Here is a 24,031-nt window from a genome sequence, read left to right as displayed (position 1 = left end):
CGATGTCGCCCTTTTTTATTGCCCTTTTTTATTGCCCTTTTTTATTGCCAGATCGCCATCGCAATCAAACTCACCACCACCAAAAAGCAGAGCCCGCTGGTCAGCACAAACTGTCCGCGCACGCGCTCACAACGGCGAATGAACTCGTCGTCATGATGATCGTGATAGCGCTTCTCCCAGATATAGCGCACCAGCCGCACCTGCTTACTCGGCTGCCCGTGCGACGTGAAGAAACCCGCACCATCCACGTATTGATATAACAGCGGATCGCAACCGCGCAAAACGGCTAAAAGTGAGCGCAAAGAAGAGAAATAGCGCGCCATATTCACCAGACAAACCACACACAGAGCCCAAAAAAGCGCGATAGTGCTGATCATGTTCCCCTCCCGGCTGGAGCCGCAACGACGTCGAACGCAGCGGGGAATTGCTGTAGACGCCGCACGGGAAATAAACCAGCCATTGAATGATGTCGATTGCATTGTTGTTATGCGAACCTGAGTGCGCAACGCATACGGCAGTGGCACTTATTTTCAGTGTAGGAGATCTGTTGAATTTTTTTCCAGCGATGATTTTCGTTCAGGGCGAGTGAAAAAGCCGATAACGCTTGATCTTCCTCACAAGCGAACTTGCGCTTGCAGCATTTGTTAACAACTCTGGCTATACTCAGGACATAACAAAAACCGCCTGCAAGGCTGAAATAGTTGGTTGGTGGCGCTTCATCGCCGTCTCGCGCAAAGGAATCGCCGACCGTGAAAGCAGGAAGATTGCCCCGAATCTTGAGAAAGGAGTTTTATCATGGCTTATAAACACATCCTGATTGCAGTAGACCTTTCCCCGGAAAGCCAGTTGCTGGTTGATAAAGCCGTTTCGCTGGCCCGTCCTTATGATGCAAAAATCTCGCTGATCCACGTTGATGTGAACTATTCAGACCTCTACACCGGGCTGATTGATGTCAATCTGGGCGACATGCAGAAGCGTATTTCTGAAGAGACGCACACCGCGCTGAAAGAGCTGTCGATTAACGCCGGTTATCCGATCAGTGAAACCCTGAGCGGCAGCGGCGATCTTGGCCAGGTACTGGTTGATGCGATTAAGAAATATGATGTGGATTTGGTGGTGTGTGGTCACCATCAGGACTTCTGGAGCAAGCTGATGTCATCGGCTCGCCAGTTGATTAACACCGTGCATATCGACATGTTGATTGTGCCGCTGCGCGACGAGGACGAAGAATAAAAATCAGGCCGGGTTACCGGCCTGATTTTTGTAGCGGCGCAATGTATTGCGCATTGTTTGCGTTATTACCCCAGCGGCGGATAAATATCAAAGCGATGGCTTTTGGTGACCACCGCATCCTGCGTCACCACGCCCGCTAACGGCGGCGCGTAATCCGGACGCTTCACCACAATGCGCTTCTTCGCCAGACGGCGCGCCGGTTCCAGCAACGCATCCGCATCGTCATCTGCACCGACCAGCGACTGAAACACCCGCATCTCTTTCTTCACCATCGCGCTTTTCTGGCGATGCGGATACATCGGGTCGAGATAGACCACATCCGGCGCGGGCGTGACATCACACAGCGCTTGCTGGCTAACAGCGTGCAGCAACGTCAGCCGATCGCGCAGCCAGCCGCCAATCTCCGCATCCTGATAACCGCGACGCAAACCATCGTCCAGCAAGGCCGCCACCACCGGATGGCGCTCCAGCATGCGCACGCGACAGCCCAGCGCCGCCAGCACAAACGCATCGCGCCCTAAACCGGCCGTTGCATCAACCACGTCTGGCAGATAACCGCTTTTGATGCCGACCGCTTTTGCCACCGCTTCGCCGCGACCGCCGCCAAATTTACGCCGATGCGCCATCGCGCCCGAAACGAAATCCACGAAGATGCCGCCAAGTTTCGGCTCATCCAACTTACGCAGCTCAAGATGCTCAGCGGTTAACACCAGCGCCATCGTCGCCTGTTCGTCCTGCTGCAAACCCCAGCGCTCGGCTAAATGTAATAAGGCGCCGTCTCCGGCGCCTGTTTCATCGATTAAACCAATTTTCACAAGCCGGCTTATCCCTGAATTCCGTAATGTTCCAGCATCGCATCGAGCTGCGGCTCACGGCCACGGAAGCGTTTGAACAGCTCCATTGGCTCTTCGGAACCGCCACGCGTCAGGATGTTGTCGAGGAACGACTGACCGGTCTGACGGTTGAAAATGCCCTCTTCTTCGAAGCGCGAATAGGCATCGGCAGCCAGCACGTCGGCCCACAGATAGCTATAGTAGCCGGCCGCATATCCGCCAGCAAAAACGTGGCTGAAGGCGTGCGGGAAACGGCCCCATTCAGGGCTTGGCACCACGGCAACCTGCTTTTTCACTTCACGCAGGGTTTCCAGGATGCGCGCACCTTGCGCGGGATCGAACTCGGTATGCAGACGGAAATCGAACAGGCCGAACTCCAGCTGACGCAGGATAAACAGCGCCGCCTGATAATTTTTCGCCGCCAGCATTTTATCCAGCAGTTCCTTTGGCAGCGGTTCGCCAGTTTCGTAGTGGCCGGAGATAAACGCCAGCGCTTCCGGCTCCCAGCACCAGTTTTCCATAAACTGGCTCGGCAGCTCGACGGCATCCCACGGCACACCGCTGATGCCAGACACGCCCGGCGTTTCGATGCGCGTCAGCATATGATGCAGACCGTGACCGAATTCATGGAACAGCGTGATCACTTCATCGTGCGTGAACAGCGCCGGTTTACCCTGCAGTGGACGGTTAAAGTTACAGGTGAGATAGGCCACCGGCTTCTGCAGGCTGCCGTCGGCTTTACGCATCTGGCCGACGCAATCGTCCATCCACGCTCCGCCACGCTTGTGTTCACGTGCGTAGAGATCGAGATAGAAGCTGCCGCGCAGTTCGCCGCTTTCGTCGAACAGATCGAAGAAGCGCACGTCTGGATGGTAAACATCCACGTCTTTACGCTCTTTAGCGGTGATGCCGTAAATGCGTTTAACCACCTCGAACAGACCACTTACCGCGCGCGCTTCCGGGAAGTACGGACGCAGCTGCTCGTCGCTGATGGTGTAGAGATGCTGTTTCTGTTTCTCGCCGTAATACGTCAGATCCCACGGATTCATCTCGTCGACGCCGTACTCTTTCTTCGCGAAGGCGCGCAGCTGAGCCAGCTCTTTTTCACCCTGCGGACGGGCGCGTTTCGCCAGATCGGTCAGGAAGTCGATGACCTGCGCCGGATTTTCCGCCATTTTGGTTGCCAGCGATTTGTCGGCGTAAGAGTCGAAGCCCAGCAGCTGAGCCAGTTCATGACGCAGCGCCAGCTCTTCCGCCATCACCGGACCGTTGTCCCATTTGCCGGCATTCGGGCCCTGTTCGGAAGCACGCGTTGAATACGCGCGGTACAGCTCTTCACGCAGCGCAGCGTTGTCGCAGTAAGTCATCACCGGCAAATAACTTGGGATATCCAGCGTCAGAAGCCAGCCTTGTTGCTCTTTGGCTTCGGCCTGCGCTTTGGCGGCGGCCAGCGCGCTTTCCGGCATACCCGCCAGCTCCGCTTCATCGGTCACCAGCTTGCTCCAGCCCATGGTGGCGTCGAGCACGTTGTTGCTGTAGGTCGAACCCAGTTCAGAAAGACGTGCCGCGATTTCGCCGTAGCGCTTTTGCTTCTCTTTATCGAGGCCAATACCGGACAGCTCGAAATCACGCAGGCTGTTATCCACCGCTTTCTTCTGCGCGGTATCCAGCGCCGCGTAACTATCGCCCTCTTTCAGGTTGCGATAGGCCTGATACAAACCTTCATTCTGGCCGACCCAGGTGCTGTATTCGGACAGCAGCGGCAGCGTTTGCTCGTAAGCTTCGCGCAATTCCGGGCTGTTTTTCACCGAGTTCAAATGGCTGACCGACGAGAACAGGCGACCTAAGCGATCGTCAACTTCAGCCAGCGGCTGCACCAGATTTTCCCAGGTGTAAGGCGCGCCTTGCGCCACAACGCGCTCCACCGCTGCGCGACAGTCGTTCAGCGCTTCGGTAACCGCAGGAACCACATGTTCAGGTTTGATAGCAGAAAACGGGGGCAGCGAAAAAGGCGTGAGTAACGGATTGGTCATAAGCGCAGTCCTTTCATGATGAAGTAGTGGCGCGAATGGTCGCGCGACGCATTTTACTAACATGCGGCTTGATGACAGGAAAATCAATGCCACTGAGCCCGGACTTATGAAGAAAAGCCCGCCAGAAGGCGGGCTGAAGATTATTTAATCGCGAGTTGGTAGTGAATCACATCGTAGGGTGCCACCCACGGCGGCAGCGGTTCGCGTTGGATAATATCTTTTGCCAGTGCCCAGCCTTCTACTGCGCCGCCGGCTCCCGTTAACGACATCCCTTCATACAACAAGGGAGGCAGATTGTTATCAAACGGCACTTTGTCATCAGCAAAATCGTTAATCACTTTGCCGCCTAAGGTACTGACTTTCACGCTGACTTCCACTTGCTGGTCAGGAATAAGCTTAGCTTTGACTGTTTTTACGGCAAACCAACGCACACCATTTTGCGTCACTAACGCTTTGCGCTGTTCTAAATGTTTGTTGAGCTGGTCATAGCCCTTCTCAATCAGCGATCCCATCTTTTTATTGATCGTCTCCTGCATCGCAGCATATCGCCGTGACATCTCTTCACTGTTCATTACCGAAGTGCCGGTTTGTAACTGCGTGCTGAATCCCGCGATCAACTGATCAATGCTGATGGTGAGACCGGTATCTTTTACCATCTGTAGTTGAACGACCGCATTGCTGGCGATCGATTGCCCCAGCATATAGCCATCGCGCTCAGCATCGGTTTTGGGTTCTGCGGCTGCTACCACTGCTGCTGGCTGCTTTTTCGCAGCCTCCAGTTCAGCGGTGAGTTTCACTATGTTTTGCTGCTGCATCACTTTTACTTCATTCAGTGACGCGAGCTTTTTCTCACTCTCAGATTGTTGTTTTTGTAGTGCCTGCGACATTTTTTTACTTTCGGCCCACTGAGTTTTTAGCGCATCCTGATCGCGCTTAGCAGCAGCCTGCGCGGCGGTAAGTTGCTTACGTAGCGCGGTTGCATCCGTCGTTTGCTGCTGTGCGGCTATGAGCTCTTGAGTCAGCCGGATGATATTTAGTGTTTGCTGCTGTTTTTCTTCATCCAGCGCCGCCCGTTTGTTATCGCTGTTCGCCTGCTGTTCTTTCAGCGCTTTTTCATGCTGTTCATTCTTTAGTTGCAGTGCGGCTTTCTGTTTTTCAAGCTCGCTTATTTGCGCACGTAGCTGGTGAAGCTGCTCCGGCGTTTTCGATTTTACGGCAGGTTTCTCAGCTAATTTTGCCGCTACCGGTTTTAGCTGAGGTTTTGGCTTTTGCACTGGAACAGGAGGCAACGTGCGGGCTGCATCGCCAAACGCTTGCAATACATCATCTTCAGCGGCCGCGCTGGCCAGAGCAGGGAAGAACAATGCGATGATAATAAAGACAAACGGCAGATGACGCTGTGTCATCACAATCTCCTGTAACAGCCTTAAGAACACAAAAGGCTTCATCTCTATTAATAAAATAGAGATGAAGCCCATCCTCAGCGCGAAATTTCGCGCTGCTACTTAGCGAATGCAGTTAAATCGTTAGGGTTTAACCGGCCTGACGAATAATTAACTGTGACAGACGTGTCTTAATACGGAAGCACAATTCACGAATCTGGAATTGATAACGCGGCATCACTAAGTCGTTAATATCCGCGCCAATCGAATCTTTAATTTGCAGATATTTATTGGTCTGGGCACCGATTTTCTGGAATTCGGCCTGATAGCTATCATATGACGCCTGGCTATACAGACGCATCGCGTCGAGCTCTTTACGGCACTGCTGAATGTTGCTGGAACGGTCGTCACTGAGTGAAGCCGTCGCGGGTTGCGCCGGCGCTGAAGCCACAAATGGCGTACCTTGCTGCTCTGGCGCGGTTTGCGCGGCGGATTGTTCGTCCGCAGTCGGCGGCGTTACTAAACTATGAACGGGTTGTTGTTTCGCGCAGCCAGTCAGTACCAACAGGCTTGCCACCGCGACACCAGTCATTTTTTTCATTATTGTCACCAGGAGTTGTTTGAGATGCTTTAAGCAAAAAATTATACGGTCTTCACCGGAAAGTTTCCTGCCAGAACCACCTGGCATTTCGCTCATGACCGCTTCGTTATCGGAAACTAACTTACTTAATCCGTGATGAAATTTCGAGTATCACGTCATTTCGTAGCAAATTACCGACAAGAAGTCTGATCGCAACCGGCTATAGCGGCGCATTGGCGCAAAACTTAAGCGGCAGCCAAAACGTCAGCAATTTTTATGCAGCGCGGCTATAATCGCGCCACACACGATGTTTTCACTCCCTTTGATCCAACCGCGGACCCCCTTTTTTTATGCTGAGTTATCGCCACAGTTTTCATGCCGGCAACCATGCCGACGTGCTGAAACACACCGTTGAAAGCCTGATCCTCACCGCCCTGATGGAGAAGGAAAAACCTTTCCTCTATCTGGATACCCACGCCGGTGCCGGACGTTACCTGCTGAGCGGAGAGCACGCCGAGCGTACCGGTGAATATCTGGAAGGCATTGGCCGCATCTGGCAGCAGCCGGATGTGCCGGAGTTGCTCAAGCCGTATCTCTCGGCGGTGCGTAATCTCAATCCGCACGGCACCTTAAAGTACTATCCTGGTTCGCCGTTGATTGCCCGCTTCCTGCTGCGTGAAGAGGACAAAATGGAGCTGACCGAGCTGCACTCCAGCGATTACCCGCTGCTGCGCACCGAGTTCAGCAAAGATTCCCGTGCGCGCGTGGCGCGTGGTGATGGCTACCAGCAGCTGAAAGCCAAGCTGCCGCCGCTGAGCCGTCGCGGCCTGATTCTGATCGATCCGCCATATGAGTTGAAAAGCGATTATCAGGATGTGGTGAAAGGCATTCAGGAAGGTCACAAGCGTTTCGCCACCGGCGTGTTTGCGCTGTGGTATCCGGTGGTGATGCGTCAGCAGATCAAACACATGGTTAAAGATCTGCAGGCCACCAATATCCGCAACATTCTGCAGATTGAACTGGCGGTGCGTCCGGACAGCGATCAGCGCGGCATGACGGCTTCCGGCATGATCGTGATTAACCCGCCGTGGAAGCTGAAAGCGCAGATGGAAGAGCTGCTGCCGTGGCTGCATCAGAAGCTGGTGCCAGCCGGAACCGGTCACTTCAGCGTCACGCAGATCGTGCCAGAGTAAGTTCGCCTTACCGCGTCGCCAGCCTATTAGGACTATTATCATGTGGATCATTCTGGCTGGCGCGCTTGCTATGCTGTCGCCCGCCAAACGTTTTTCGGTACTGCTGCTCACGCTCGCCACCATTCTTGGGCTGTTCGAGGATGTGCTGGATTGGCCAGCAATGCTGCTGCTCGGCGCCATTGCCGTCATCGCCTGGATTCGCGTGGAAAATAACGCGCGCTGGATTCAGTGGGTGAGTGAAGCCGCGCTGGTTGCCATTGCCATCGGCCTGTTTGTACACTTTTTCCCGGGCTTCAAAAATCCGCGCCAGGTGGAAGATGTGCAAGCCGGGCCGCTCAGCCTGCCCTTTAGCTTCTCATACAACTTTGATAAAGCGCTGATTCCGTTTGTGCTGCTCATCTGCTTGCCGCAGCTGTTCCGCACCCAATCCGCGCCGCCGCGACTTAAAATTTTGTGGCTGGCGCTGCTGGCGGCGATTCCGCTGCTGTTGTATGTCGCGGTGCAGTTGGGTGGCCTGGCCGTTGAACCCCACTGGCCGGAATGGTTGGGCAGTTTTATGCTGGCGAACCTGTTCTTCGTATCACTGGCAGAAGAAGCGTTCTTTCGTGGCTATCTGCAACAGCGTCTGCGCCAGCACATTGGTGCCGTGGCGGCCCTGTTGCTGACGTCGCTGCTGTTTGGTCTGGCGCATTTCCCTGGCGGACCGCTGCTGATGATCTTCGCCACGCTCGCCGGATTGATTTACGGCCTGGCGTGGCAGTGGAGCGGACGCCTGTGGGTCGCCACCGGCATCCATTTCCTGTTCAACATGACGCATCTGCTGTTCTTCACCTATCCGGCGCTACAGCACTAAACCTCGAACACCGCGAAATCATGTGCCAGCTCGGTCGCCGCAAACACCGACTGGCACTCCGCCAACAGTTTTTCCCGATCCTTAGACAAATAGCGCGAGCTGAAATGCGTGGCGATCATGCGCTTCGCCCCCGACTGTTTCGCTACTTCCGCAGCCTGAATGGTGGTTGAGTGGCCGCGTCCATTGGCTTTCTCCTGCAGCGCCGCCACCAGCGTGGTTTCATGCACCATCACATCGGCATTCGCCGCCAGCTGGAGCGCCACGTCGGTGGGCGCGGTATCACCAAATATCGCCAGCACTTTGCCTTTGGTTGCCGGGCCAAGATAATCCGCGCCGTTGATCTCGCGACCATCTTCCAGTTGGATGCGCTTACCCGCTTTCAAATCCTGATACCACGGCCCGCGCGGTACGCCTTCGGCTTTCAGGCGCGGCGCATCAAGGAAGCCCGGTTTATCGTGCTGCTCAATGCGATAGCCATAACACTCAATCACATGATTCATCGGCCAGGCCGTTACGCGCACTTCGCCGTCATCCAGCACCAAACCGGCTTCAATCTCGATAATCTCCAGCGGATAAGAGGTGTACGAGCCACTCAAACTGAGCGCCGTCTCGATAAACTGGCGAATACCTTTCGGCCCGTAAATGGTCATCGGTTCGGGGATGCCGGCCATGGAGCGGCTAGTGAGCAAGCCCGGCAGCCCAAAGATGTGGTCGCCGTGCAGATGGGTGATAAAGATTTTCTCCAGCTTGCCCGGCTTCAGCGCAGAGCGCATATATTGATGCTGCGTCGCCTCGCCGCAGTCAAACAGCCAGGTATCGCCACGTTTCGATAGCGTCAGCGCTATCGCCGTGACGTTACGTTGCAGGCTGGGCGCACCGCCGCCGGTGCCGAGGAATGTCAGTTGCATGCTATGCTTCCCTGTAATCGGACATAAAAATCAATGCTATTACAATCATAGGTGCAATCTTTGCGTCAATAATCGTCATAGCGTTAAACTCTATGCCAATTTTCTTCCAACAGACGGACATAACGGATGACCAGACATTTTGACTACCTCGCCATCGGCGGCGGCAGCGGCGGTATCGCCTCGATTAACCGTGCCGCGATGCACGGCCAGAAGTGCGCGCTGATTGAAGCCAAAGAGCTGGGCGGCACCTGTGTCAACGTCGGCTGCGTACCGAAAAAGGTTATGTGGCATGCGGCGCAAATCGCTGAAGCTATTCATCTTTATGGGCCAGATTATGGCTTTGATACCACGGTAAACCGGTTTGACTGGTCAATTCTGGTGAAAAACCGCAGCGCCTACATCGACCGCATTCACAGCTCGTACGACAACGTGCTGGGTAAAAACAAGGTTGAGGTGATCAAAGGTTTCGCGCGCTTTATTGATGCCAACACCGTGGAAGTGAATGGTGAAACACTCACTGCCGATCATATTCTGATCGCCACCGGCGGGCGTCCAAGCCATCCAAAGGTGCCGGGCGCGGAATACGGTATCGATTCTGACGGTTTCTTCGAACTCGATGCGCTGCCAAAACGCGTGGCGGTCGTGGGCGCGGGTTACATCGCGGTGGAACTGGCGGGCGTGGTCAATGCGCTGGGTGCGGAAACGCATCTCTTCGTGCGTAAGCATGCGCCACTGCGCAGCTTCGATCCGCTGATCGTCGATACGCTGGTAGAAGTGATGCAGGCCGAAGGCCCAACGCTGCACACCGAATCGATTCCGAAAGCCGTGATTAAAAACGCCGACGGCAGCCTGACGCTGCAGCTGGAAAGCGGCCACGAGCAAACCGTGGATTGCCTGGTGTGGGCGATTGGCCGTGAGCCGGCGACCGACAACCTCAACCTGGCAGCAACCGGCGTGGCGCTGAACGACAAAGGTTACATCAAGGTCGATAAGTTCCAGAACACCAACGTGAAAGGCATCTACGCGGTGGGCGACAACACCGGCGCGGTGGAACTGACGCCGGTGGCCGTGGCGGCAGGTCGTCGTCTTTCCGAGCGCCTGTTCAACAACAAACCGGACGAGCATCTGGATTACAGCAACGTGCCGACCGTGGTGTTCAGCCATCCGCCGATTGGCACCGTGGGCCTGACCGAACCGCAGGCGCGCGAACAGTACGGCGACGATCAGGTGAAAGTGTATAAATCTTCTTTCACCGCGATGTATACCGCCGTTACCCAGCATCGCCAGCCGTGCCGTATGAAGCTGGTGTGCGTTGGCCCGGAAGAGAAGATTGTCGGCATTCACGGTATCGGTAACGGTATGGATGAGATGCTGCAAGGCTTCGCGGTGGCGCTGAAAATGGGCGCAACCAAGCAAGACTTCGATAACACCGTAGCGATTCACCCAACAGCGGCGGAAGAGTTTGTGACGATGCGTTAATATTTCCCGCCGGAATTGAAAAACCAGCCATTTATTCATGGCTGGTTTTTTTATGGCTGCAATTTATATACCTTTTTCTCCACTACTCAATAATCCACGCACAGGATAAGATTTATTTCTTTGCTGCAGGGCGCGCATTAATGCGCACCGCAAACTTCATGGCATTGCCAGCTTATTTATTTTTACGGGGAGAACGGTGTGAACAAAGGTCGGAATCGGGCATGAATATTATTGATATCATTATGTCCGCAGGCAAAGCCTCGGTAGACGTAGCGCTTTACACGTTGATTCCGATTATGGTGGTGATGTTATTCATCATGAAATATCTGGAGGTCAAAGGCGTACTGGATTTTGTTGTACGTCATGCCACACCGTTATTAAAACCTTTCGGTATTACCGGTCTGGCATTTTTTGCCATGATTCAACTTAATTTCGTCAGCTTCGCGGCACCGCTGGCGGCGCTGGCCATCATGGAAAAGCGCGGTACGTCCGATCGTCATATGGCGGCCACGCTGGCGATGCTGTTTGCGATGGGCCAGGCCAGCACCTTTTATCCCCTTATTCCGGCGGGATTACACTGGAGCACAGCGCTAATTATTTCGATCTGCGGCGGTGTATTAGCAGCGGCGGCAACCTATCACCTGTTTGGCCGCAAACTTTCCGATGCGGCGCTATTAAATGAAGATGAGGCCGTTACCAACAGTGAAAATAAAATGGGGCTGATTGGCATCATTAATAGCGCCGGATCCGATGCGATTCGTCTGGCGCTGGGTTCGCTGCCGATGCTGATTATTTCATTGTCGGTGGTTGGCATGTTGAAAGAAGCGGGCGGGATTGAAATGCTGACGCGTCTGGTGTCGCCGCTGCTGGATAAGCTGAATATTTCCGAAGTCTATATTCTTCCGGCGCTGACCAAATGTCTGGCGGGCGGCACCGCTTATTACGGCGTGGTGGCGGGATTGGTGGAGAAAGGATTATACAGCGCGCACAACATCAACGCCTCGGCGGGATTACTGATTCAGACCTTTGACCTGCCCGGCATCGGGATTTACCTTGGCCTGTCGAGCCGATTCCCGCGCCTGTTCCGCTTTGCCGTGCCTGGCATTCTGCTCGGTATTGCGCTGCGTGCGACGGTGCACGCCATCCTGTTCTGATTATTACTGGCGCTGAATACGCTTTCAGCGCTATTAGATAAATAACACTACACTTCACAGGCATTATTTATTATTACCCCTATTAATTTCATCGTTATTTTCGCCCATTGCATTAGCGATAATTTTAGTACTATTATCGCAACAGATATTTCGACAATAATATAATTAACCCCGATGAAACGTCAGGTTAATTTATCAAGCCCATAAATTCATTGCAGGTAATATTCCTGTACGGCCTTTTTTTGCAGATAGGGTAAATCCATGAGCGGTAAGCAGATAACCTGGAATGGCGAATTACAACCGGAAGCCATCGACATTCTGGCAAAAGATGGCGGCATGATCGTCAGCCCAACCAAAGTGGGCTACATCATTATGACTTCCGATAAAGCCGGCCTGGAGCGTAAGTTCGAAGCCAAGCAGCGCAAACGCAATAAGCCGGGCGTAGTGCTGTGCGGCTCGCTGGAACAGCTGCGTTCGCTGGCGCAACTGACGCCCGAAATCGACCAGCTTTATCAGCGCCACTGGGATGAAGATATTCTGCTGGGTTGTATTTTACCGTGGCGCGATGATGCGCTGTCGCGTATTCCCGATGATGGCTCAAAAGAGCTAATGATGGATGGCCGTCAAACCAGCTGCTTTGTGATTAAATTCGGCAAGCCGGGGGAAAATATCGCAAAAGCATTGTGGGATACTCACGGCAAATTCTCCTTTGCCAGTTCGGCCAATCCCTCTGGCCAGGGTAATCGCGGTTTGGTCGAAGGCATTGGCGAGCGTATTGCAGCCCGCGCCGATTTAATTATCGAAGCCAATGCTTACGTGAAATCCATCCAGCCCAACGATGCAAATAAAGTGCGCTACGAACAAGGCGTTATGGTGTCGATGGTGGATAGCGAAGGTCGCCTGATTCCACAGCAAAACGGCGAGCGCAAAATCACGCCGTGCCCGGTGCTGATCCGTAAAGGATTGGATGTGGATAAAATTATGGCGCTGCTGTCTGAGATCTTCCCGTCGTGGGATTACCGCCACGGCGACTATTACTGATCTACTGAGTGGTCGCCATGAATGGCGACCCTACAGTGGTTTGGCGCGGTTTTCGTAGGGTGCGCATTCATGCGCACCTGGCTGCTTCCCTGATTACACATCCGCGCCGAATGCCAGATCGCGTTGCCCGCGCAGCTCCGCCAACCGCCCTTCCAGCGCCGCTTCGATGTTCTGATACGCCGTACTGCCAAGCGCTAAACGCAGCGGCATGCTGGCCTGATCCAGCGTGGCGATCATCGCCGTAACGCATTTCCCGGCATCGCCGGCAATGGTGAAATCGCCTGAAAGAATTGCCTGCCGCAGTTGGCCAGCAGCGTTTTCACGATAAACTTCTAGCGCATCTGCCACGTCCAGCCCGGCGCCAAAATGGGTTGCGGTGGGGCCCGGCTCGACCAGCAGGAAATCGATACCGAAACTGGCGACTTCCTGGCGCACCGCCTCGACAAATCCCTCAATCCCCCATTTCGTGGCGTGATACAGGCTGAAATTGGGATAAGCGACCTGGCCGCCTTCCGAGGAAACCTGTGCGATGCGCCCGCCGCCTTGCTGGCGCAGGAACGGGATCACCGCGCGAATCAGTTGGATTGAGCCGGTAAGATTGGTGGCGATCTGCCGATCAATCTGCGTATCGCTCAACTCTTCAGCTGCGCCGAACAGGCCGTAAGCGGCATTGCTCACCACCAAATCAATGCGATCGACGGCGGCAAAGGCGCGTTCAATGGTGGGCGCGATGCTGGCGGTGTGCGCCAGATCCAGCGTAATAACCTGCAGCTGTTCGCCATAGGTTTGCTGCAGATTGGCCATCGCCTGTTCACTCCGCACCGTCGCTACTACGCGATCGCCGCGCGCCAGTAAACGTTCACTCATCAATCGGCCCAGCCCGCTGCTGGCGCCGGTAATCAACCAGGTTTTCATCTTGTGCTCCTCATATTGAAAACCTGATGGTAGATCGCTCTACTGGTGGAGATAATCAACCTAATCGCGCATGACCCGGTGAGGAAAAGCCACCAATGAGACGTCCCTCCTGGCACGAACTGCAGGCCATTAAAACGCTGGGCGAGCAGCGCAGCTTTCGCCGTGCCGCTGAAATGCTCGGCTTAAAGCGCTCTTCGCTCAGCCATCTGGTGAAAACGCTGGAGCACAATCTTGGCGTACAGCTGTTTCAACGCACCACACGTAGCGTGTCGCTCACCGATGCCGGGCAGCAACTGCTGGATCGGCTCTCGCCGCTGCTGAATCAGATGGATGATGTGCTGCACGACATCTCCGCCAGCCGCCATCAGCATTACGGCATGCTGCGCATCAGCGCCAGCGATGCCTCGATCGGTTTGCTGCTGGAGCACGTGTTAGCGGACTTTAGCGCGCGCTATCCCGATATCCAGCTCGATTTCGCCGCGCAAGGTGCGCTGGTGGATATCACCGCCGCCGGTTTTGATGCCGGCATTCGGCTGATTGAGGATGTGCCGCAGGATATGGTGGCCGTTCCGCTTGGGGGTCCGCTGACGTTTGTCACCGTCGCCGCGCCCACTTATCTGGCGAGAAACGCGGCGGTTATTCATCCGCGCGATCTGCTGCAACAGCAGTGCATTCGTCAGCGCTTACCCAGCGGAAAACGTTATCAGTGGGAATACGCGCAGGCGGGACAAAAGCAGGAGATTGACGTGCCAGGCACGCTGACTTTGGACAGCAACGCGCTGATGGCGCAGGCCGCCCTCGCCGGTTTAGGCATTGCTTATGTGCCGTCGCTGTATGTCGAGAAAGAGATGCGCAGCGGCCAGTTGGTGGAGCTGCTGGCCGATTGGCGGGTACAATCGGCGGGGATTGCGCTGTGGTTCCCGCCCAACCGGCATCAATCCATGGCGCTACGGCTGTTTATCGATGCGCTGAAAATCAGCCTGCCGCGTCATGCGTGAGGCGAGCAGCACGGCTTTTGTCTCAAAACCTGTAGCAATGGCGTTGATCACCTCATGCCCGGCGGCGTAACCTGTCGCCACAAAACCTAAAAAATACACCATCGCAAAATGATCGTACGTCCTCACCAACACTGGTTTCTCCGGCTGTTTGACTGGCATGGATCGGTGCTCAGCAACATCGTGTTCCGCCTGTCGCTTAACCTGCTGATGTCGCTGATCGCCATCTTCGGCTATCCGTGGTACTCCACTTTTGGCATTCATCTCACCACCGCGCCTTTTAGTTTGGTCGGGGTGTCGATCGCTATCTTCCTCGGCTTTCGCAATAACGCCAGCTATGCGCGCTTTCTCGAAGCCCGCACCTTGTGGGGCAGCCTGCATATCACCCAGCGCTCGCTGCTGCGGCAGATCAAAAGCATGCGTGGCGTGAGCGAAGAACAGGTGCGGGAATTTACCGGCTTGCTGCTGGCGTTTTGCTGGTGCCTGAAACATCGCCTGCGTAAAACCGATGTGCAGGCCGATCTGCAGCGTTTGCTGCCGGCTAACTGGCGCAGCGCGGTGTTGCATCATCCGATGCCGACGTCGCAGATTTTGTTGTGTTTGAGCGAATGGCTGGCGCTACGCCGCGATGAAGGCTTGGTGTCGGATATTGTCTGGCAGAGCATTGATGAGAATCTGAATCAGCTATCGGCGATTCTGGGCGGTTGCGATCGCATTGCCAGCACACCGATTCCGTTCGCCTACAGCCTGATTCTGCATCGCACCGTTTATCTGTTCTGCACGCTGCTGCCGTTTGCGCTGGTAGCGGATTTGCACCTGATGACGCCGCTGGTGTCGATGTTTATCTCCTACACCTTTTTATCGCTGGAAGCGCTGGCGGAGGAGCTGGAACATCCGTTTGGCACCGCACCGAATCATCTGCCGCTCGATGCGCTGTGCGTCACTATCGAACGCAATTTGAAAGCGATGAATGGCGATATGCCGCTACCGGAACCGTTACAGCCGGATGCGAATTTCAATCTGACGTAATTAACTCTGATTATCCAACCAACGCACATACGCCTGATCCCACAACGCGGCAGGCGTGCCCGCTTTGCCGAGACCAAAACCGTGACCGCCGCTGCTGAGCTCAATCAGCTCAACCGGCACGCGCATGCGGCGGCAGGTATCGCGCATCAGTTCAGTATTATGCGGATTGGAGGTGCGATCGTCCTCGGCCTGTGCAAGGAACGTCGGGGGATAGTGACGTGTGACGTAGTTTTGCACTGACCAGTTGGCTTCCTGGGTTGGCGTGGCGTTTTTCCCCACCATCATCAGATGCGTGTTGGTGTGCTGATACGGCGCTTCAAGGGTGATCACCGGATAAATCAGGCCAACGCTATCCACCTTCGGCCTGATCTGGTCAAGCGGATCCTGCGCCGGATAGGATTCGAAATCCGGACGCGCCGCCGCCATGCCAAGTAGATGGCCACCGGCAGAAAAGCCCAGCACATGCACTTTGCGCTCCATCGAACGCACCAGACGAATGGCGCGCTGCGCATCCTGCAGCGGTGCCAGATTGCCCGCCTGCCACTTCTCACCCGGCAAACGGTAGCTGAGCACATACACGGTATAACCGTTGGCATTAAGCCAGCGCGCTACCGGCCAGGCTTCGCGGCCCATGCCGATAAAACGATAGCCGCCGCCCGCCGCCACAATCACCGCTTCGCCGTTGGGATTTTCCGGGCGGAAACGCTGAATCGCCGGTGAAACGATATTGGTCCAGGAGCCGTGCGAATTCACTTTAAGCAAGCCGGAAGGACCGCCGCCGCCCGGCGGATCGTCGGGCCACAACGGAATGACGTCATCGCGGGCAAATAGCTTGCCCGTGGTCATCGAGAGAACGGTTGCTCCAGTAGCCAACAAAAAGTGACGACGTGTAATCATCTTGCCCAGTGCCAGTATGCAAAAAATGCCAGCTTCAACAGCTGAATCTCATTATGTGACGCGTGTCTGATTTCGACGTTGGCGATTATGTACGTAAATCGTACAAAAAAGCCATAAAAAAACGCGCCTAAAAAGGCGCGTATTCTTGCGATAAATAGAACTAATCTTGCTGTTGAAATTGAGTCATTACCGTTTGCTCACATTGCGACTGGTCGTGGCGCAGTTTGCCGCGCTCATCCTCGCCCAACTCCAGCCACGCGCTAATCACTTCCTGCGCGATTTCTTCATTAAATTCAGGTTGCTGCATGGCCGATGAAGACTGGCTGGCCGCGAGCTGCGACTTGAGCTTCTCGGTGTAGCCATCCAAATCGCTGGTCTTCTTTTCACTGCTCACCAGATGACACAGCTGGCTGGCATAAACATTCTCTTCCTGATTATTGTCACCGTCGGCAGCCAACGCACCGGCCGACAGCGACAGCCCAACGAGGGCGAGTAATAACGCTTTCATAATAGGCTCCAATAATTTCCAATAAATCATTTTTCGTTCTGTTCGGCGCGGGCGGCCTGACGGGCAGCACGCCAGTTTAACAATGGCGTGACCGTGATGCCGTGCAACACAATGCTGCACACCACTAACGTCAGCGCCATGTCCACCATCTGCTCCGCCTGCGGTCCACGCATGCCGTGCACCCATGCATAGGCAATATAATTGATACTGCCGATGCCGCGAATACCCAACCAGCCAATTAGCAAGCGTCGCATCAACGGAATATCGCAGCGCCACGTGGTGATCCACACCGCCAGCGGACGCACCACCACAAACAGCAGTAGCGCCAGGCCAATGCCGGTGAGATTCCAGTGCTGCGCCAGCGTAATACCGAGCACCACCATCATGCCCGCCGCCAGCAAACGCTCGATAGTATCACCAAAGGAGAGCGCATCGCCGATCACCAAACCCACCGATTTCACCATGCCGCTGCTGCCCTGCGCCATCCGCTGACCGGTATTCACGCGCGCTTCAGCCGGTAAGAAACGCTCCTCTTCAGACATCTCATCTTGCGGATAGTGCTTCACCACGCGCAATTCCGCGCGACGTAAACCGACGCCAGCCGCAAAGGTGGCGAGGAATCCCGACGCATCCACCGACTGCGCGGCGGCATAGCTGAGCGCAATCAGCGCCAGCGCGAACAGATCGTTAGGTGCCAGATCCTGATTGGCGGTACGTAAATGCGTCGCCAGCTGGCCGATCAGCCAGCCCAGCGCAAAGCCGATTCCCAGCCCGCCGCCTATCGCCCACAGCGCATCTTTGGCGAACCATTCGCCCAGCGCAGCGGTGCTGAGCTCGCCCGGCTGCAAAAGCAAAATCGCCAGCATCAGCAGCGGCAGCGCCGAGCCGTCGTTCATGCCCGCTTCGCTGGAGAGCGCCACGCGCAGGGCATCGTCATCACGCGCATCGTTCACTGAAATCAGGCTGGCGAGCACCGGATCGGTCGGCGCGACAATGGCACCAAACGCCAGCGACATCGCCCAGTCAAAGCCGGTGATCCAGTGCACCAGCACCGTCATGCTGCCGACGGTGAGCAGCATCGCGGGAAACGCCAGCCTGACGCCAAGCCGCCACGCATGCGCGTTGAGCGGTAAGCGCAGTTTCAGCCCGGTGATAAACAGCGAGGCTGCCATCGCGATTTCAGTAAGATGCGCGGCGAGGTTGGCGTGACCGATGATGTCGACTTGCAGCAGATTGAGCATCCACGGGCCACATAGAATGCCCGCGAACAGGTAGAGACCAAATGAGGTCACTGGCCCGCGGTGTATCCAACCGGAAGCCAGTGACATAAGAAGTAAAAGACCGCCGGTGGCGGCGGTCCAGGCCAGGAAATTCATAACGCTCCGTTTTTAAATAACATTCTCCTTTAAGCCTGGCACATGTTAGGCGATCAGTTTTTCAGATGACGGCTTGCGAGGCGAATCATCAGGGCAAGCGCAGCGGCCAATGTTGCGAGTGCAACCACGCCGGTCCAGCCCCAATGTGCCAGCGCCAGGCTACCCAGCGCCGCGCCGGTCGCCATGCCGATGAAAACAACGGTAAACATCAAGGCGTTAAGGCGGCTGCGTGCTTCTGGCGCCAGGCTATAAACCAGCGTCTGATGCGCCACCAGCGTGGCCTGCACCCCCAAATCAAAACCGATGGTGCTGATGATAATCAGACCAAGCTGAGCCGGCATCGGCAGCAGCGGCAGCAGGAACATCAGCGCGAACGACACCATTACCAGCGTGGCACCGTACTGCGTAACACGCGCCGGACCGATGCGATCCGCCACGCTGCCCGCTAACGGCGCGGCTAGAGCGCCTGCCGCACCCGCAAGGCCGAATGCGCCAGCGACCGCGCTATCCAGATGGAAGTTTTGACTCAGCATCAACGCCAGCGTTGACCAGAAGGCGCTAAAGCCCACCGACAACAAACCTTGTGCCAGCGCGGCGCGGCGCAGCGTTTGATGGTGCTGCCACAGATGCGCCAGCGACAGCAGCAAACGCGGATAGCTCACCGACGTGCCCGGCGTAAAGCGCGGCAGCACGCGCCACAGCGCCATGCTAATCAGCAACACCGCCACCGCCGCAATCATGTACATGGTGCGCCAGCCGAAATACTCCGCCACCACGCCGCTTACCACGCGTGATAGCAAAATCCCCACCAGCAATCCCGTCATTACCGTGCCGACGATTTTGCCGCGGCTGCGCTCCGGCGCTAACGCCGCTGAAGCGGGCACGATGTCCTGCGCCACGGTGGCGGTTAAACCGGTGACGAAGCTGGCAATCAGCAAGGCGTTCAATCCGCCCGAGAAGCCACACAGCAGCAGCGCGGCAACCAGCAGCAAACCTTTAATCAGAATAATGGTGCGACGATCGTGGCGGTCGCCAAGCGGAGCCAGCAGCAGAATCCCCAGCGCGTAACCAGCTTGCGTCAGCATTGGCACCATGCCGACGCTGCCGATGCCGACGTTGAACTGTTTGCTGATGATATCCAGCATCGGCTGGCTGTAGTAAATCGATGCGACGCTGAGTCCGGCACCGGCCGCGAGCGTGAAGACCAGCGGCGCGGGCAGTTTTTCAGCTGGCATGGCTGACGTTGATATGGCTGACATAGTGGATTCCCCCGTGAAAGTGCGCTTATTAAAGCGCGTCGCCGCCATACGCGGTAGACTGCTCAAACACAGAACTGTTATGCGCGGTACGTATGAACAACCCATCCAGCCTTGATCGTATCGAACTGATGCAGACCTTTATCCGCATCGTCGAGAGCGGATCGCTCTCCGCCGCCGCCGCCCAGCTCGGCACCACGCAGCCCACTATCAGCCGACGGCTGCAGGCGCTTGAGCAGCGGCTTGGTCTCAAACTGATTATGCGCACCACGCATGCGCTGAAACTCACCGACGATGGCGAGCGCTGTTATGCGCAGGCGCGTCAGCTGGTCGCGACCTGGCACGCGCTGGAGGATGACCTCACCGGTGCCAGCGACGACCCGATTGGCACCCTGCGCGTGCGGGCACCGCATGCGTTTGGTCAGGATCAGCTGATTGAACCGCTGATTGATTATCTGCATCGCTATCCACGCTTAAACGTGGAGTGGACGCTGAATGACCGCACGCCAGACTTCATCAGCGAAAACATCGACTGCGCCATTCAGGTCGGTGCGCCTAGCGATGCGTCCATCGTGGCGGTGCTGCTGGCGGAAGTGCCGCGCTTTGTGGTGGCGGCACCGTCGCTGCTGGCGGCGCATCCGCCGGTTGAAGAAGTTTCGCAGCTCACCAACCTGCCGTGGCTGGCGCTGACCAGTTTTTATCGCAACGAAATCGCCCTGCAGCGAATTAGCGATGGTCAGCCGGTGAATCTGGCGATTGCCCCGCGCCTCGCCAGCGACAGTTTGTACGCGGTGCGTAAAGCCGCCGTTGCCGGGATGGGCGCGGCGGTGGTGTCGTCGTGGGTGGTGCAGGAAGATTTAGCCAAAGGGGATTTGATTCAACTGTTGCCGGAGTGGCAAGCGCCGCCGTTGCCGGTGTGGCTGACTTATCCGTGGGCCAGCTATTATCCGGCGCGGTTACAGAAGTTTTTCGCCATGATTCGGGAAGTGATGCCGAAGTTAGCCGGGACGCAGCCGGCGACGCCGGCGAGGAAATGAAAAGGTCGCCATGAATGGCGACCCTACGCGATGATTTTGTAGGGTCGCCATTTATGGCGACCTGGTTCATCACATCTTCACCGCTTTCTTATCCCCCTTCGACATATTGTCCAGCCAGCCCATCACAAAGGCCGACAGCACAAACGTCAGGTGGATAATCACGTACCACATCAGCTTTTCGTTTTCGATGTTGCGCGCGTCCATAAAGATACGCAGCAGGTGAATCGACGAAATCGCCACAATCGAGGCCGCAACTTTGTTTTTCAACGAGCCGGAGTCCATTTTACCGAGCCAGCTCAGCTTCTCTCTGTGCTCATCAATATCCAGCTTGGAGACAAAGTTCTCGTAACCCGAGAGCATCACCATCACCAGCAAACCGCCGACCAGCGTCATGTCCACCAGCGACAGCAGCAGCAGAATCAAATCGTTCTCCGCAATGCTGAAGACGTGCGGCAACAGGTGAAAAATTTCCTGGAAGAATTTGATGGTCAGCGCCAGCAGGCCCAACGAAAGTCCCATGTAAACCGGAGCCAGCAGCCAGCGCGATGAATACATCAGGTTTTCGATAAAACGTTCCATAAGTTCCCATTAATCAACAGACAAGTGGGCGAGTATAACCGAACTTATGTGAAGTTATTTCAGCCCTTCTTCAGAAATTTCAGGCGCGGCGGGCAGCGGCAATGACAAACGGAACACCGCGCCGCCTTCCGGCCGATTCTCCGCCCAGATGCGCCCGCGATGGGATTCGATAATGGTTTTACCGATCGCCAAACCCAAGCCGACGCCCGGCACCGCCGACTCTTCATCACCGCGCGCAAATTTGTCAAAAATACGCGTGAGGTTCTCCGCCGCGATGCCGGGACCGCTGTCCCACACCGCAATCTCCAGCCGATCGCGATCGCGCCACGCCCGAATACCGTGCTGCGCCGCGTTGCCTGCGTATTTCAGGCTGTTTTCGATCAGATTGGTAAACACGCGCTCCAGCATGGCGCTGTCGCCTTTGATCAGCACCATCTCGGGTAAATCGAGGATAAATTCATGGCCCTTCAGCGACGGGCCCATGCTGCTCAGCGCGCCGCCAATCACCTCATCCAGCGCCACCCACTCTTCGCGCAGATTGAGTCCACCGGATTGTATGCGCGCCATATCCAGCATGTTACTCACCAGCCGGATAGTACTCAGCGTCTGTTCACGAATCTGATTGGCCTGGTCGACATACTTCGACTCTTCGCTGGCGAGATCGAGCATCAGCATCTCCGCCTGACCAAACAGCACCGTCAGCGGCGTACGCAGATCGTGCGACAGCGCTGACAGCAGCGCATTACGCAGCTGCTCGCGCTCGGCGGCCAGCCGCGACGCCGCTTCACTGTGCGACAGGGCCATGCGTTCCAGCGCGTTAGCAATCAACACGGTGAAGGTTTCCAGTAAACGCTGCTGTTCGGGGATCATCAGCTGACGCAGGTTTTTCGGTTCCACCACCAGCAAGCCGAGACAGTGATTACCACTTTTCAGCGGCAAAATCTGGTACGGCACCGCGGGCAAGGTATCGGTGCCCGCGCCCGCCGGTTGGCCTTTGCTGTAACTCCATTTGGCGATAGCCAGATCCGGCGGCGTACCGATCGCCGTATCGCCCACGGTTTGCAGCTCGCCCTGCTCATCCGGCAGCAGCAGTAAACTGCGCGCCTGCAGGGTGACATCGATGATGCGCTGGCTGGTGGTGGCAATATCCTGCGGCGTCAAATCGCTGCCGAGCGCTTTCGCCATCTCATACAGATGCCGCGCACGCTGTTCGCGGTAGCGCGCCACTTTGGCCTGATAGCGCACGCCCGCCGTCAGATTCCCAACAATCACGCCCACCGCCAGCATCACCGCAAAGGTCACCAGATACTGCAAATCCGACACCGCGACGGTGCCGGTGGGCGCGACAAAGAACAGGTCGAAAGCGATGATGTTGATCACCGTGGCGAACACCGACGGCCAGCGGCCATAGCGCAGCGCCACCAGCACCACCGCCAGCAGATAAATCATCACGCTGTTGGCGGGATCAAACGCCACCAGCAGCCAGCGGCCGACGCCGGTGACCAAAATACACAGCAGCAGCGCCATCACACAGCCGCGCAGATAGAGCCGCCATTTTTCGTTGCTGGCGCGCTGGCCGCTGAGCGGATGCGGCGCATCGCGCACCGGTTCATCCAGCGCCACCACCAGCAAATCGAGATCCGGGCCGAGTTCGCCGAGGCGCTGGGCAAAGCTGTCGCGCCGCCAGCGCCGTTGTGGCTGACGTCCGGTCACGATTTTACCGAGATTGTGCTCGCGCGCGTAACGCAGCACCGCGCGCGCTTCATCGGGATCGGAGAGCGTGGCGGTTTCAGCGCCAAGTTCCTGCGCCAGTTGCAGCGTGCGTAAAATGGCGCGACGGCGCGCTTCCGGCAGCCGATTGAGGCGCGGCGTTTCCACATACACCGCGTGCCATTCGCTGCCGAGCCGTGCCGCTAAACGCGCGGCGGTGCGCACCAGCTTTTCGCTGCCGGTATCGTCGCCAATGCACAGCAGAATGGCATCACGCGTGTGCCACACTTTGTCGCGGCCTTGCCGATCGCGCCAGGCACGCATCTGGTCATCCACGCGATCGGCGGTACGACGCAACGCAAGCTCACGCAGCGCGAACAGATTGCCTTTACGGAAGAAGTTTTCGATGGCGCGTTCGGCGCGGTCGCCGACGTAGACTTTGCCCTCTTTCAGCCGCTGACGCAGATCGTCCGGCGGCAGATCCACCAGCACCACTTCGTCGGCGCTATCAAAGAAGGGATCGGGCACGGTTTCACGCACCTGAATGCCGGTGACGCCGCCGACCACATCATTCAGGCTTTCCAGATGCTGGACGTTAACGGTGGTGATGACGTCAATGCCCGCTTCGAGCAGCTCTTCAATGTCCTGCCAGCGCTTGGGATGACGCGAACCCTGCACGTTGGTGTGCGCCAGTTCATCCATCAGGATCACCGCCGGATGGCGCGCCAGCGCGGCATCGAGATCGAATTCGGCGTGGCGCGAACGGCCGGTGGTTCGCCGTGGCAACAGCGCCAGCCCGTTGAGCAGCGCGGCGGTCTCTGCACGATCGTGGGTCTCTACCACGCCGGCTAACACGTCGAGACCTTGCGCCCGCAGCCGCTGCGCCTCCTGCAGCATGGCGAACGTTTTGCCCACGCCCGCACAGGCGCCAAAGTAGATTTTCAGCTTACCGCGATGGCTGTCGCTGTGGTTCAGCAGCAGCGCATCGGGATCGGGGCGCGGCAGTTCATCATGTAAGTCGTTCAAAGAATCCGTCCAAT

The 24,031-nt window shown here is 56.5% G+C and carries 23 protein-coding genes; 9 read left to right on the top strand and 14 right to left on the bottom strand.

Features of this window, described 5'->3' with window-relative positions; all coding sequences use genetic code 11:
• Positions 1-41 precede the first annotated feature (41 nt).
• Positions 42-377, bottom strand: a complete 336-nt coding sequence (gene uspB / locus K5Y32_RS23145; protein WP_008108136.1) for a universal stress protein UspB — start codon at positions 375-377, stop codon at positions 42-44.
• A gap of 418 nt (positions 378-795) precedes the next feature.
• Here uspB and uspA point away from each other — a divergent pair, with 418 nt between their 5' ends.
• On the top strand, positions 796-1,233 hold the full coding sequence (gene uspA / locus K5Y32_RS23140; protein ID WP_007889892.1) for a universal stress protein UspA: 438 nt from the start codon (positions 796-798) through the stop codon (positions 1,231-1,233).
• Positions 1,234-1,298: 65 nt separating this feature from the next.
• On the opposite strand, the gene rsmJ is transcribed toward uspA, so the two are convergent.
• From rsmJ to K5Y32_RS24995, 4 genes are all read right to left on the bottom strand, one after another.
• Positions 1,299-2,048, bottom strand: a complete 750-nt coding sequence (gene rsmJ / locus K5Y32_RS23135) for a 16S rRNA (guanine(1516)-N(2))-methyltransferase RsmJ (RefSeq protein ID WP_210081396.1) — start codon at positions 2,046-2,048, stop codon at positions 1,299-1,301.
• Between the two features lie 8 nt (positions 2,049-2,056).
• Positions 2,057-4,099, bottom strand: a complete 2,043-nt coding sequence (gene prlC, locus K5Y32_RS23130) for an oligopeptidase A (RefSeq protein ID WP_222185995.1) — start codon at positions 4,097-4,099, stop codon at positions 2,057-2,059.
• A 140-nt stretch (positions 4,100-4,239) separates the two neighbouring features.
• Positions 4,240-5,505: a hypothetical protein gene (locus K5Y32_RS23125; protein ID WP_222185994.1), complete on the bottom strand. Its 1,266-nt coding sequence runs from the start codon at positions 5,503-5,505 to the stop codon at positions 4,240-4,242.
• A 127-nt stretch (positions 5,506-5,632) separates the two neighbouring features.
• Positions 5,633-6,082, bottom strand: a complete 450-nt coding sequence (locus tag K5Y32_RS24995) for a hypothetical protein (protein ID WP_255602812.1) — start codon at positions 6,080-6,082, stop codon at positions 5,633-5,635.
• A gap of 329 nt (positions 6,083-6,411) precedes the next feature.
• On the opposite strand from K5Y32_RS24995, the gene K5Y32_RS23115 reads away from it, so the two are divergent.
• A complete protein-coding gene (locus tag K5Y32_RS23115; RefSeq protein ID WP_101762727.1) occupies positions 6,412-7,254 on the top strand; it encodes a 23S rRNA (adenine(2030)-N(6))-methyltransferase RlmJ in 843 nt (280 codons plus the stop codon).
• A 40-nt stretch (positions 7,255-7,294) separates the two neighbouring features.
• The gene (locus K5Y32_RS23110) at positions 7,295-8,107 is read left to right on the top strand and encodes a CPBP family intramembrane glutamic endopeptidase (protein ID WP_222185993.1); all 813 of its coding nucleotides are present in this window, start codon (positions 7,295-7,297) and stop codon (positions 8,105-8,107) included.
• Here the strand turns inward: K5Y32_RS23110 and rnz are convergent.
• Positions 8,104-9,015, bottom strand: coding sequence for a ribonuclease Z (gene rnz, locus K5Y32_RS23105; RefSeq protein WP_222185992.1), 912 nt, complete (start codon positions 9,013-9,015; stop codon positions 8,104-8,106). The two genes, K5Y32_RS23110 and rnz, sit on opposite strands and share 4 nt — an antisense overlap.
• Positions 9,016-9,141: 126 nt before the next feature.
• Here rnz and gorA point away from each other — a divergent pair, with 126 nt between their 5' ends.
• From gorA to K5Y32_RS23090, 3 genes are all read left to right on the top strand, one after another.
• Positions 9,142-10,494: a glutathione-disulfide reductase gene (gene gorA / locus K5Y32_RS23100; protein WP_222185991.1), complete on the top strand. Its 1,353-nt coding sequence runs from the start codon at positions 9,142-9,144 to the stop codon at positions 10,492-10,494.
• Between the two features lie 221 nt (positions 10,495-10,715).
• Positions 10,716-11,648 carry a nucleoside recognition domain-containing protein gene (locus K5Y32_RS23095; RefSeq protein WP_101762731.1) on the top strand — a complete coding sequence of 311 codons (933 nt, stop codon included), beginning with the start codon at positions 10,716-10,718 and terminating at the stop codon, positions 11,646-11,648.
• 261 nt (positions 11,649-11,909) lie between these two features.
• Positions 11,910-12,689, top strand: a complete 780-nt coding sequence (locus K5Y32_RS23090; RefSeq protein ID WP_222185990.1) for an L-threonylcarbamoyladenylate synthase — start codon at positions 11,910-11,912, stop codon at positions 12,687-12,689.
• Between the two features lie 93 nt (positions 12,690-12,782).
• On the opposite strand, the gene K5Y32_RS23085 is transcribed toward K5Y32_RS23090, so the two are convergent.
• Positions 12,783-13,604 carry an SDR family oxidoreductase gene (locus tag K5Y32_RS23085; RefSeq protein WP_222185989.1) on the bottom strand — a complete coding sequence of 274 codons (822 nt, stop codon included), beginning with the start codon at positions 13,602-13,604 and terminating at the stop codon, positions 12,783-12,785.
• A 95-nt stretch (positions 13,605-13,699) separates the two neighbouring features.
• Here K5Y32_RS23085 and K5Y32_RS23080 point away from each other — a divergent pair, with 95 nt between their 5' ends.
• Positions 13,700-14,602, top strand: coding sequence for a LysR family transcriptional regulator (locus K5Y32_RS23080; RefSeq protein ID WP_222185988.1), 903 nt, complete (start codon positions 13,700-13,702; stop codon positions 14,600-14,602).
• On the opposite strand, the gene K5Y32_RS23075 is transcribed toward K5Y32_RS23080, so the two are convergent.
• Entirely contained in the window at positions 14,552-14,761 is a 210-nt protein-coding gene (locus K5Y32_RS23075; RefSeq protein ID WP_222186063.1) for a hypothetical protein, read from the bottom strand. The genes K5Y32_RS23080 and K5Y32_RS23075 overlap by 51 nt on opposite strands.
• Here K5Y32_RS23075 and K5Y32_RS23070 point away from each other — a divergent pair.
• Positions 14,711-15,628, top strand: coding sequence for a bestrophin family protein (locus K5Y32_RS23070; protein ID WP_222185987.1), 918 nt, complete (start codon positions 14,711-14,713; stop codon positions 15,626-15,628). The genes K5Y32_RS23075 and K5Y32_RS23070 overlap by 51 nt on opposite strands.
• Here K5Y32_RS23070 and K5Y32_RS23065 read toward each other — a convergent pair whose 3' ends face one another.
• The 4 genes from K5Y32_RS23065 to K5Y32_RS23050 all read right to left on the bottom strand — a co-directional run bounded on the left by K5Y32_RS23065 (position 15,629) and on the right by K5Y32_RS23050 (position 19,668).
• A complete protein-coding gene (locus tag K5Y32_RS23065; protein ID WP_222185986.1) occupies positions 15,629-16,525 on the bottom strand; it encodes an alpha/beta hydrolase in 897 nt (298 codons plus the stop codon).
• A 160-nt stretch (positions 16,526-16,685) separates the two neighbouring features.
• The gene (locus tag K5Y32_RS23060) at positions 16,686-17,033 is read right to left on the bottom strand and encodes a hypothetical protein (protein ID WP_137386704.1); all 348 of its coding nucleotides are present in this window, start codon (positions 17,031-17,033) and stop codon (positions 16,686-16,688) included.
• Positions 17,034-17,059: 26 nt separating this feature from the next.
• Positions 17,060-18,409 (bottom strand): sodium:proton antiporter, encoded by a 1,350-nt coding sequence (locus tag K5Y32_RS23055; protein ID WP_101762737.1) that lies wholly within the window; start codon positions 18,407-18,409, stop codon positions 17,060-17,062.
• 53 nt (positions 18,410-18,462) lie between these two features.
• Positions 18,463-19,668 carry an MFS transporter gene (locus K5Y32_RS23050; RefSeq protein ID WP_222185985.1) on the bottom strand — a complete coding sequence of 402 codons (1,206 nt, stop codon included), beginning with the start codon at positions 19,666-19,668 and terminating at the stop codon, positions 18,463-18,465.
• A 92-nt stretch (positions 19,669-19,760) separates the two neighbouring features.
• On the opposite strand from K5Y32_RS23050, the gene K5Y32_RS23045 reads away from it, so the two are divergent.
• Entirely contained in the window at positions 19,761-20,702 is a 942-nt protein-coding gene (locus K5Y32_RS23045; protein ID WP_222185984.1) for a LysR family transcriptional regulator, read from the top strand.
• A gap of 69 nt (positions 20,703-20,771) precedes the next feature.
• On the opposite strand, the gene K5Y32_RS23040 is transcribed toward K5Y32_RS23045, so the two are convergent.
• Positions 20,772-21,281, bottom strand: a complete 510-nt coding sequence (locus tag K5Y32_RS23040) for a TIGR00645 family protein (RefSeq protein ID WP_110867675.1) — start codon at positions 21,279-21,281, stop codon at positions 20,772-20,774.
• A 54-nt stretch (positions 21,282-21,335) separates the two neighbouring features.
• Positions 21,336-24,017, bottom strand: a complete 2,682-nt coding sequence (kdpD, locus tag K5Y32_RS23035; RefSeq protein ID WP_222185983.1) for a two-component system sensor histidine kinase KdpD — start codon at positions 24,015-24,017, stop codon at positions 21,336-21,338.
• Between the last annotated feature and the right edge of the window lie 14 nt (positions 24,018-24,031).

The organism is Pantoea sp. DY-15, from assembly GCF_019795935.1.
GTDB lineage: Bacteria > Pseudomonadota > Gammaproteobacteria > Enterobacterales > Enterobacteriaceae > Pantoea > Pantoea leporis.
Note: the sequence above shows the minus strand (reverse complement) of the source record. Positions and strands in the feature narration are given on the sequence as shown.

Excerpts from the sequence above, each read along its gene's own strand:
- uspB (WP_008108136.1), bottom strand. The coding sequence starts at position 377 with ATGATCAGCACTATCGCGCTTTTTTGGGCTCTGTGTGTGGTTTGTCTG.
- uspA (WP_007889892.1), top strand. The coding sequence starts at position 796 with ATGGCTTATAAACACATCCTGATTGCAGTAGACCTTTCCCCGGAAAGC.
- prlC (WP_222185995.1), bottom strand. The coding sequence starts at position 4,099 with ATGACCAATCCGTTACTCACGCCTTTTTCGCTGCCCCCGTTTTCTGCT.
- K5Y32_RS23125 (WP_222185994.1), bottom strand. The coding sequence starts at position 5,505 with ATGACACAGCGTCATCTGCCGTTTGTCTTTATTATCATCGCATTGTTC.
- K5Y32_RS24995 (WP_255602812.1), bottom strand. The coding sequence starts at position 6,082 with ATGAAAAAAATGACTGGTGTCGCGGTGGCAAGCCTGTTGGTACTGACT.
- K5Y32_RS23115 (WP_101762727.1), top strand. The coding sequence starts at position 6,412 with ATGCTGAGTTATCGCCACAGTTTTCATGCCGGCAACCATGCCGACGTG.
- K5Y32_RS23110 (WP_222185993.1), top strand. The coding sequence starts at position 7,295 with ATGTGGATCATTCTGGCTGGCGCGCTTGCTATGCTGTCGCCCGCCAAA.
- rnz (WP_222185992.1), bottom strand. The coding sequence starts at position 9,015 with ATGCAACTGACATTCCTCGGCACCGGCGGCGGTGCGCCCAGCCTGCAA.
- gorA (WP_222185991.1), top strand. The coding sequence starts at position 9,142 with ATGACCAGACATTTTGACTACCTCGCCATCGGCGGCGGCAGCGGCGGT.
- K5Y32_RS23095 (WP_101762731.1), top strand. The coding sequence starts at position 10,716 with ATGAATATTATTGATATCATTATGTCCGCAGGCAAAGCCTCGGTAGAC.
- K5Y32_RS23090 (WP_222185990.1), top strand. The coding sequence starts at position 11,910 with ATGAGCGGTAAGCAGATAACCTGGAATGGCGAATTACAACCGGAAGCC.
- K5Y32_RS23085 (WP_222185989.1), bottom strand. The coding sequence starts at position 13,604 with ATGAAAACCTGGTTGATTACCGGCGCCAGCAGCGGGCTGGGCCGATTG.
- K5Y32_RS23080 (WP_222185988.1), top strand. The coding sequence starts at position 13,700 with ATGAGACGTCCCTCCTGGCACGAACTGCAGGCCATTAAAACGCTGGGC.
- K5Y32_RS23070 (WP_222185987.1), top strand. The coding sequence starts at position 14,711 with ATGATCGTACGTCCTCACCAACACTGGTTTCTCCGGCTGTTTGACTGG.
- K5Y32_RS23075 (WP_222186063.1), bottom strand. The coding sequence starts at position 14,761 with ATGCCAGTCAAACAGCCGGAGAAACCAGTGTTGGTGAGGACGTACGAT.
- K5Y32_RS23065 (WP_222185986.1), bottom strand. The coding sequence starts at position 16,525 with ATGATTACACGTCGTCACTTTTTGTTGGCTACTGGAGCAACCGTTCTC.
- K5Y32_RS23060 (WP_137386704.1), bottom strand. The coding sequence starts at position 17,033 with ATGAAAGCGTTATTACTCGCCCTCGTTGGGCTGTCGCTGTCGGCCGGT.
- K5Y32_RS23055 (WP_101762737.1), bottom strand. The coding sequence starts at position 18,409 with ATGAATTTCCTGGCCTGGACCGCCGCCACCGGCGGTCTTTTACTTCTT.
- K5Y32_RS23050 (WP_222185985.1), bottom strand. The coding sequence starts at position 19,668 with ATGTCAGCCATATCAACGTCAGCCATGCCAGCTGAAAAACTGCCCGCG.
- K5Y32_RS23045 (WP_222185984.1), top strand. The coding sequence starts at position 19,761 with ATGAACAACCCATCCAGCCTTGATCGTATCGAACTGATGCAGACCTTT.
- K5Y32_RS23040 (WP_110867675.1), bottom strand. The coding sequence starts at position 21,281 with ATGGAACGTTTTATCGAAAACCTGATGTATTCATCGCGCTGGCTGCTG.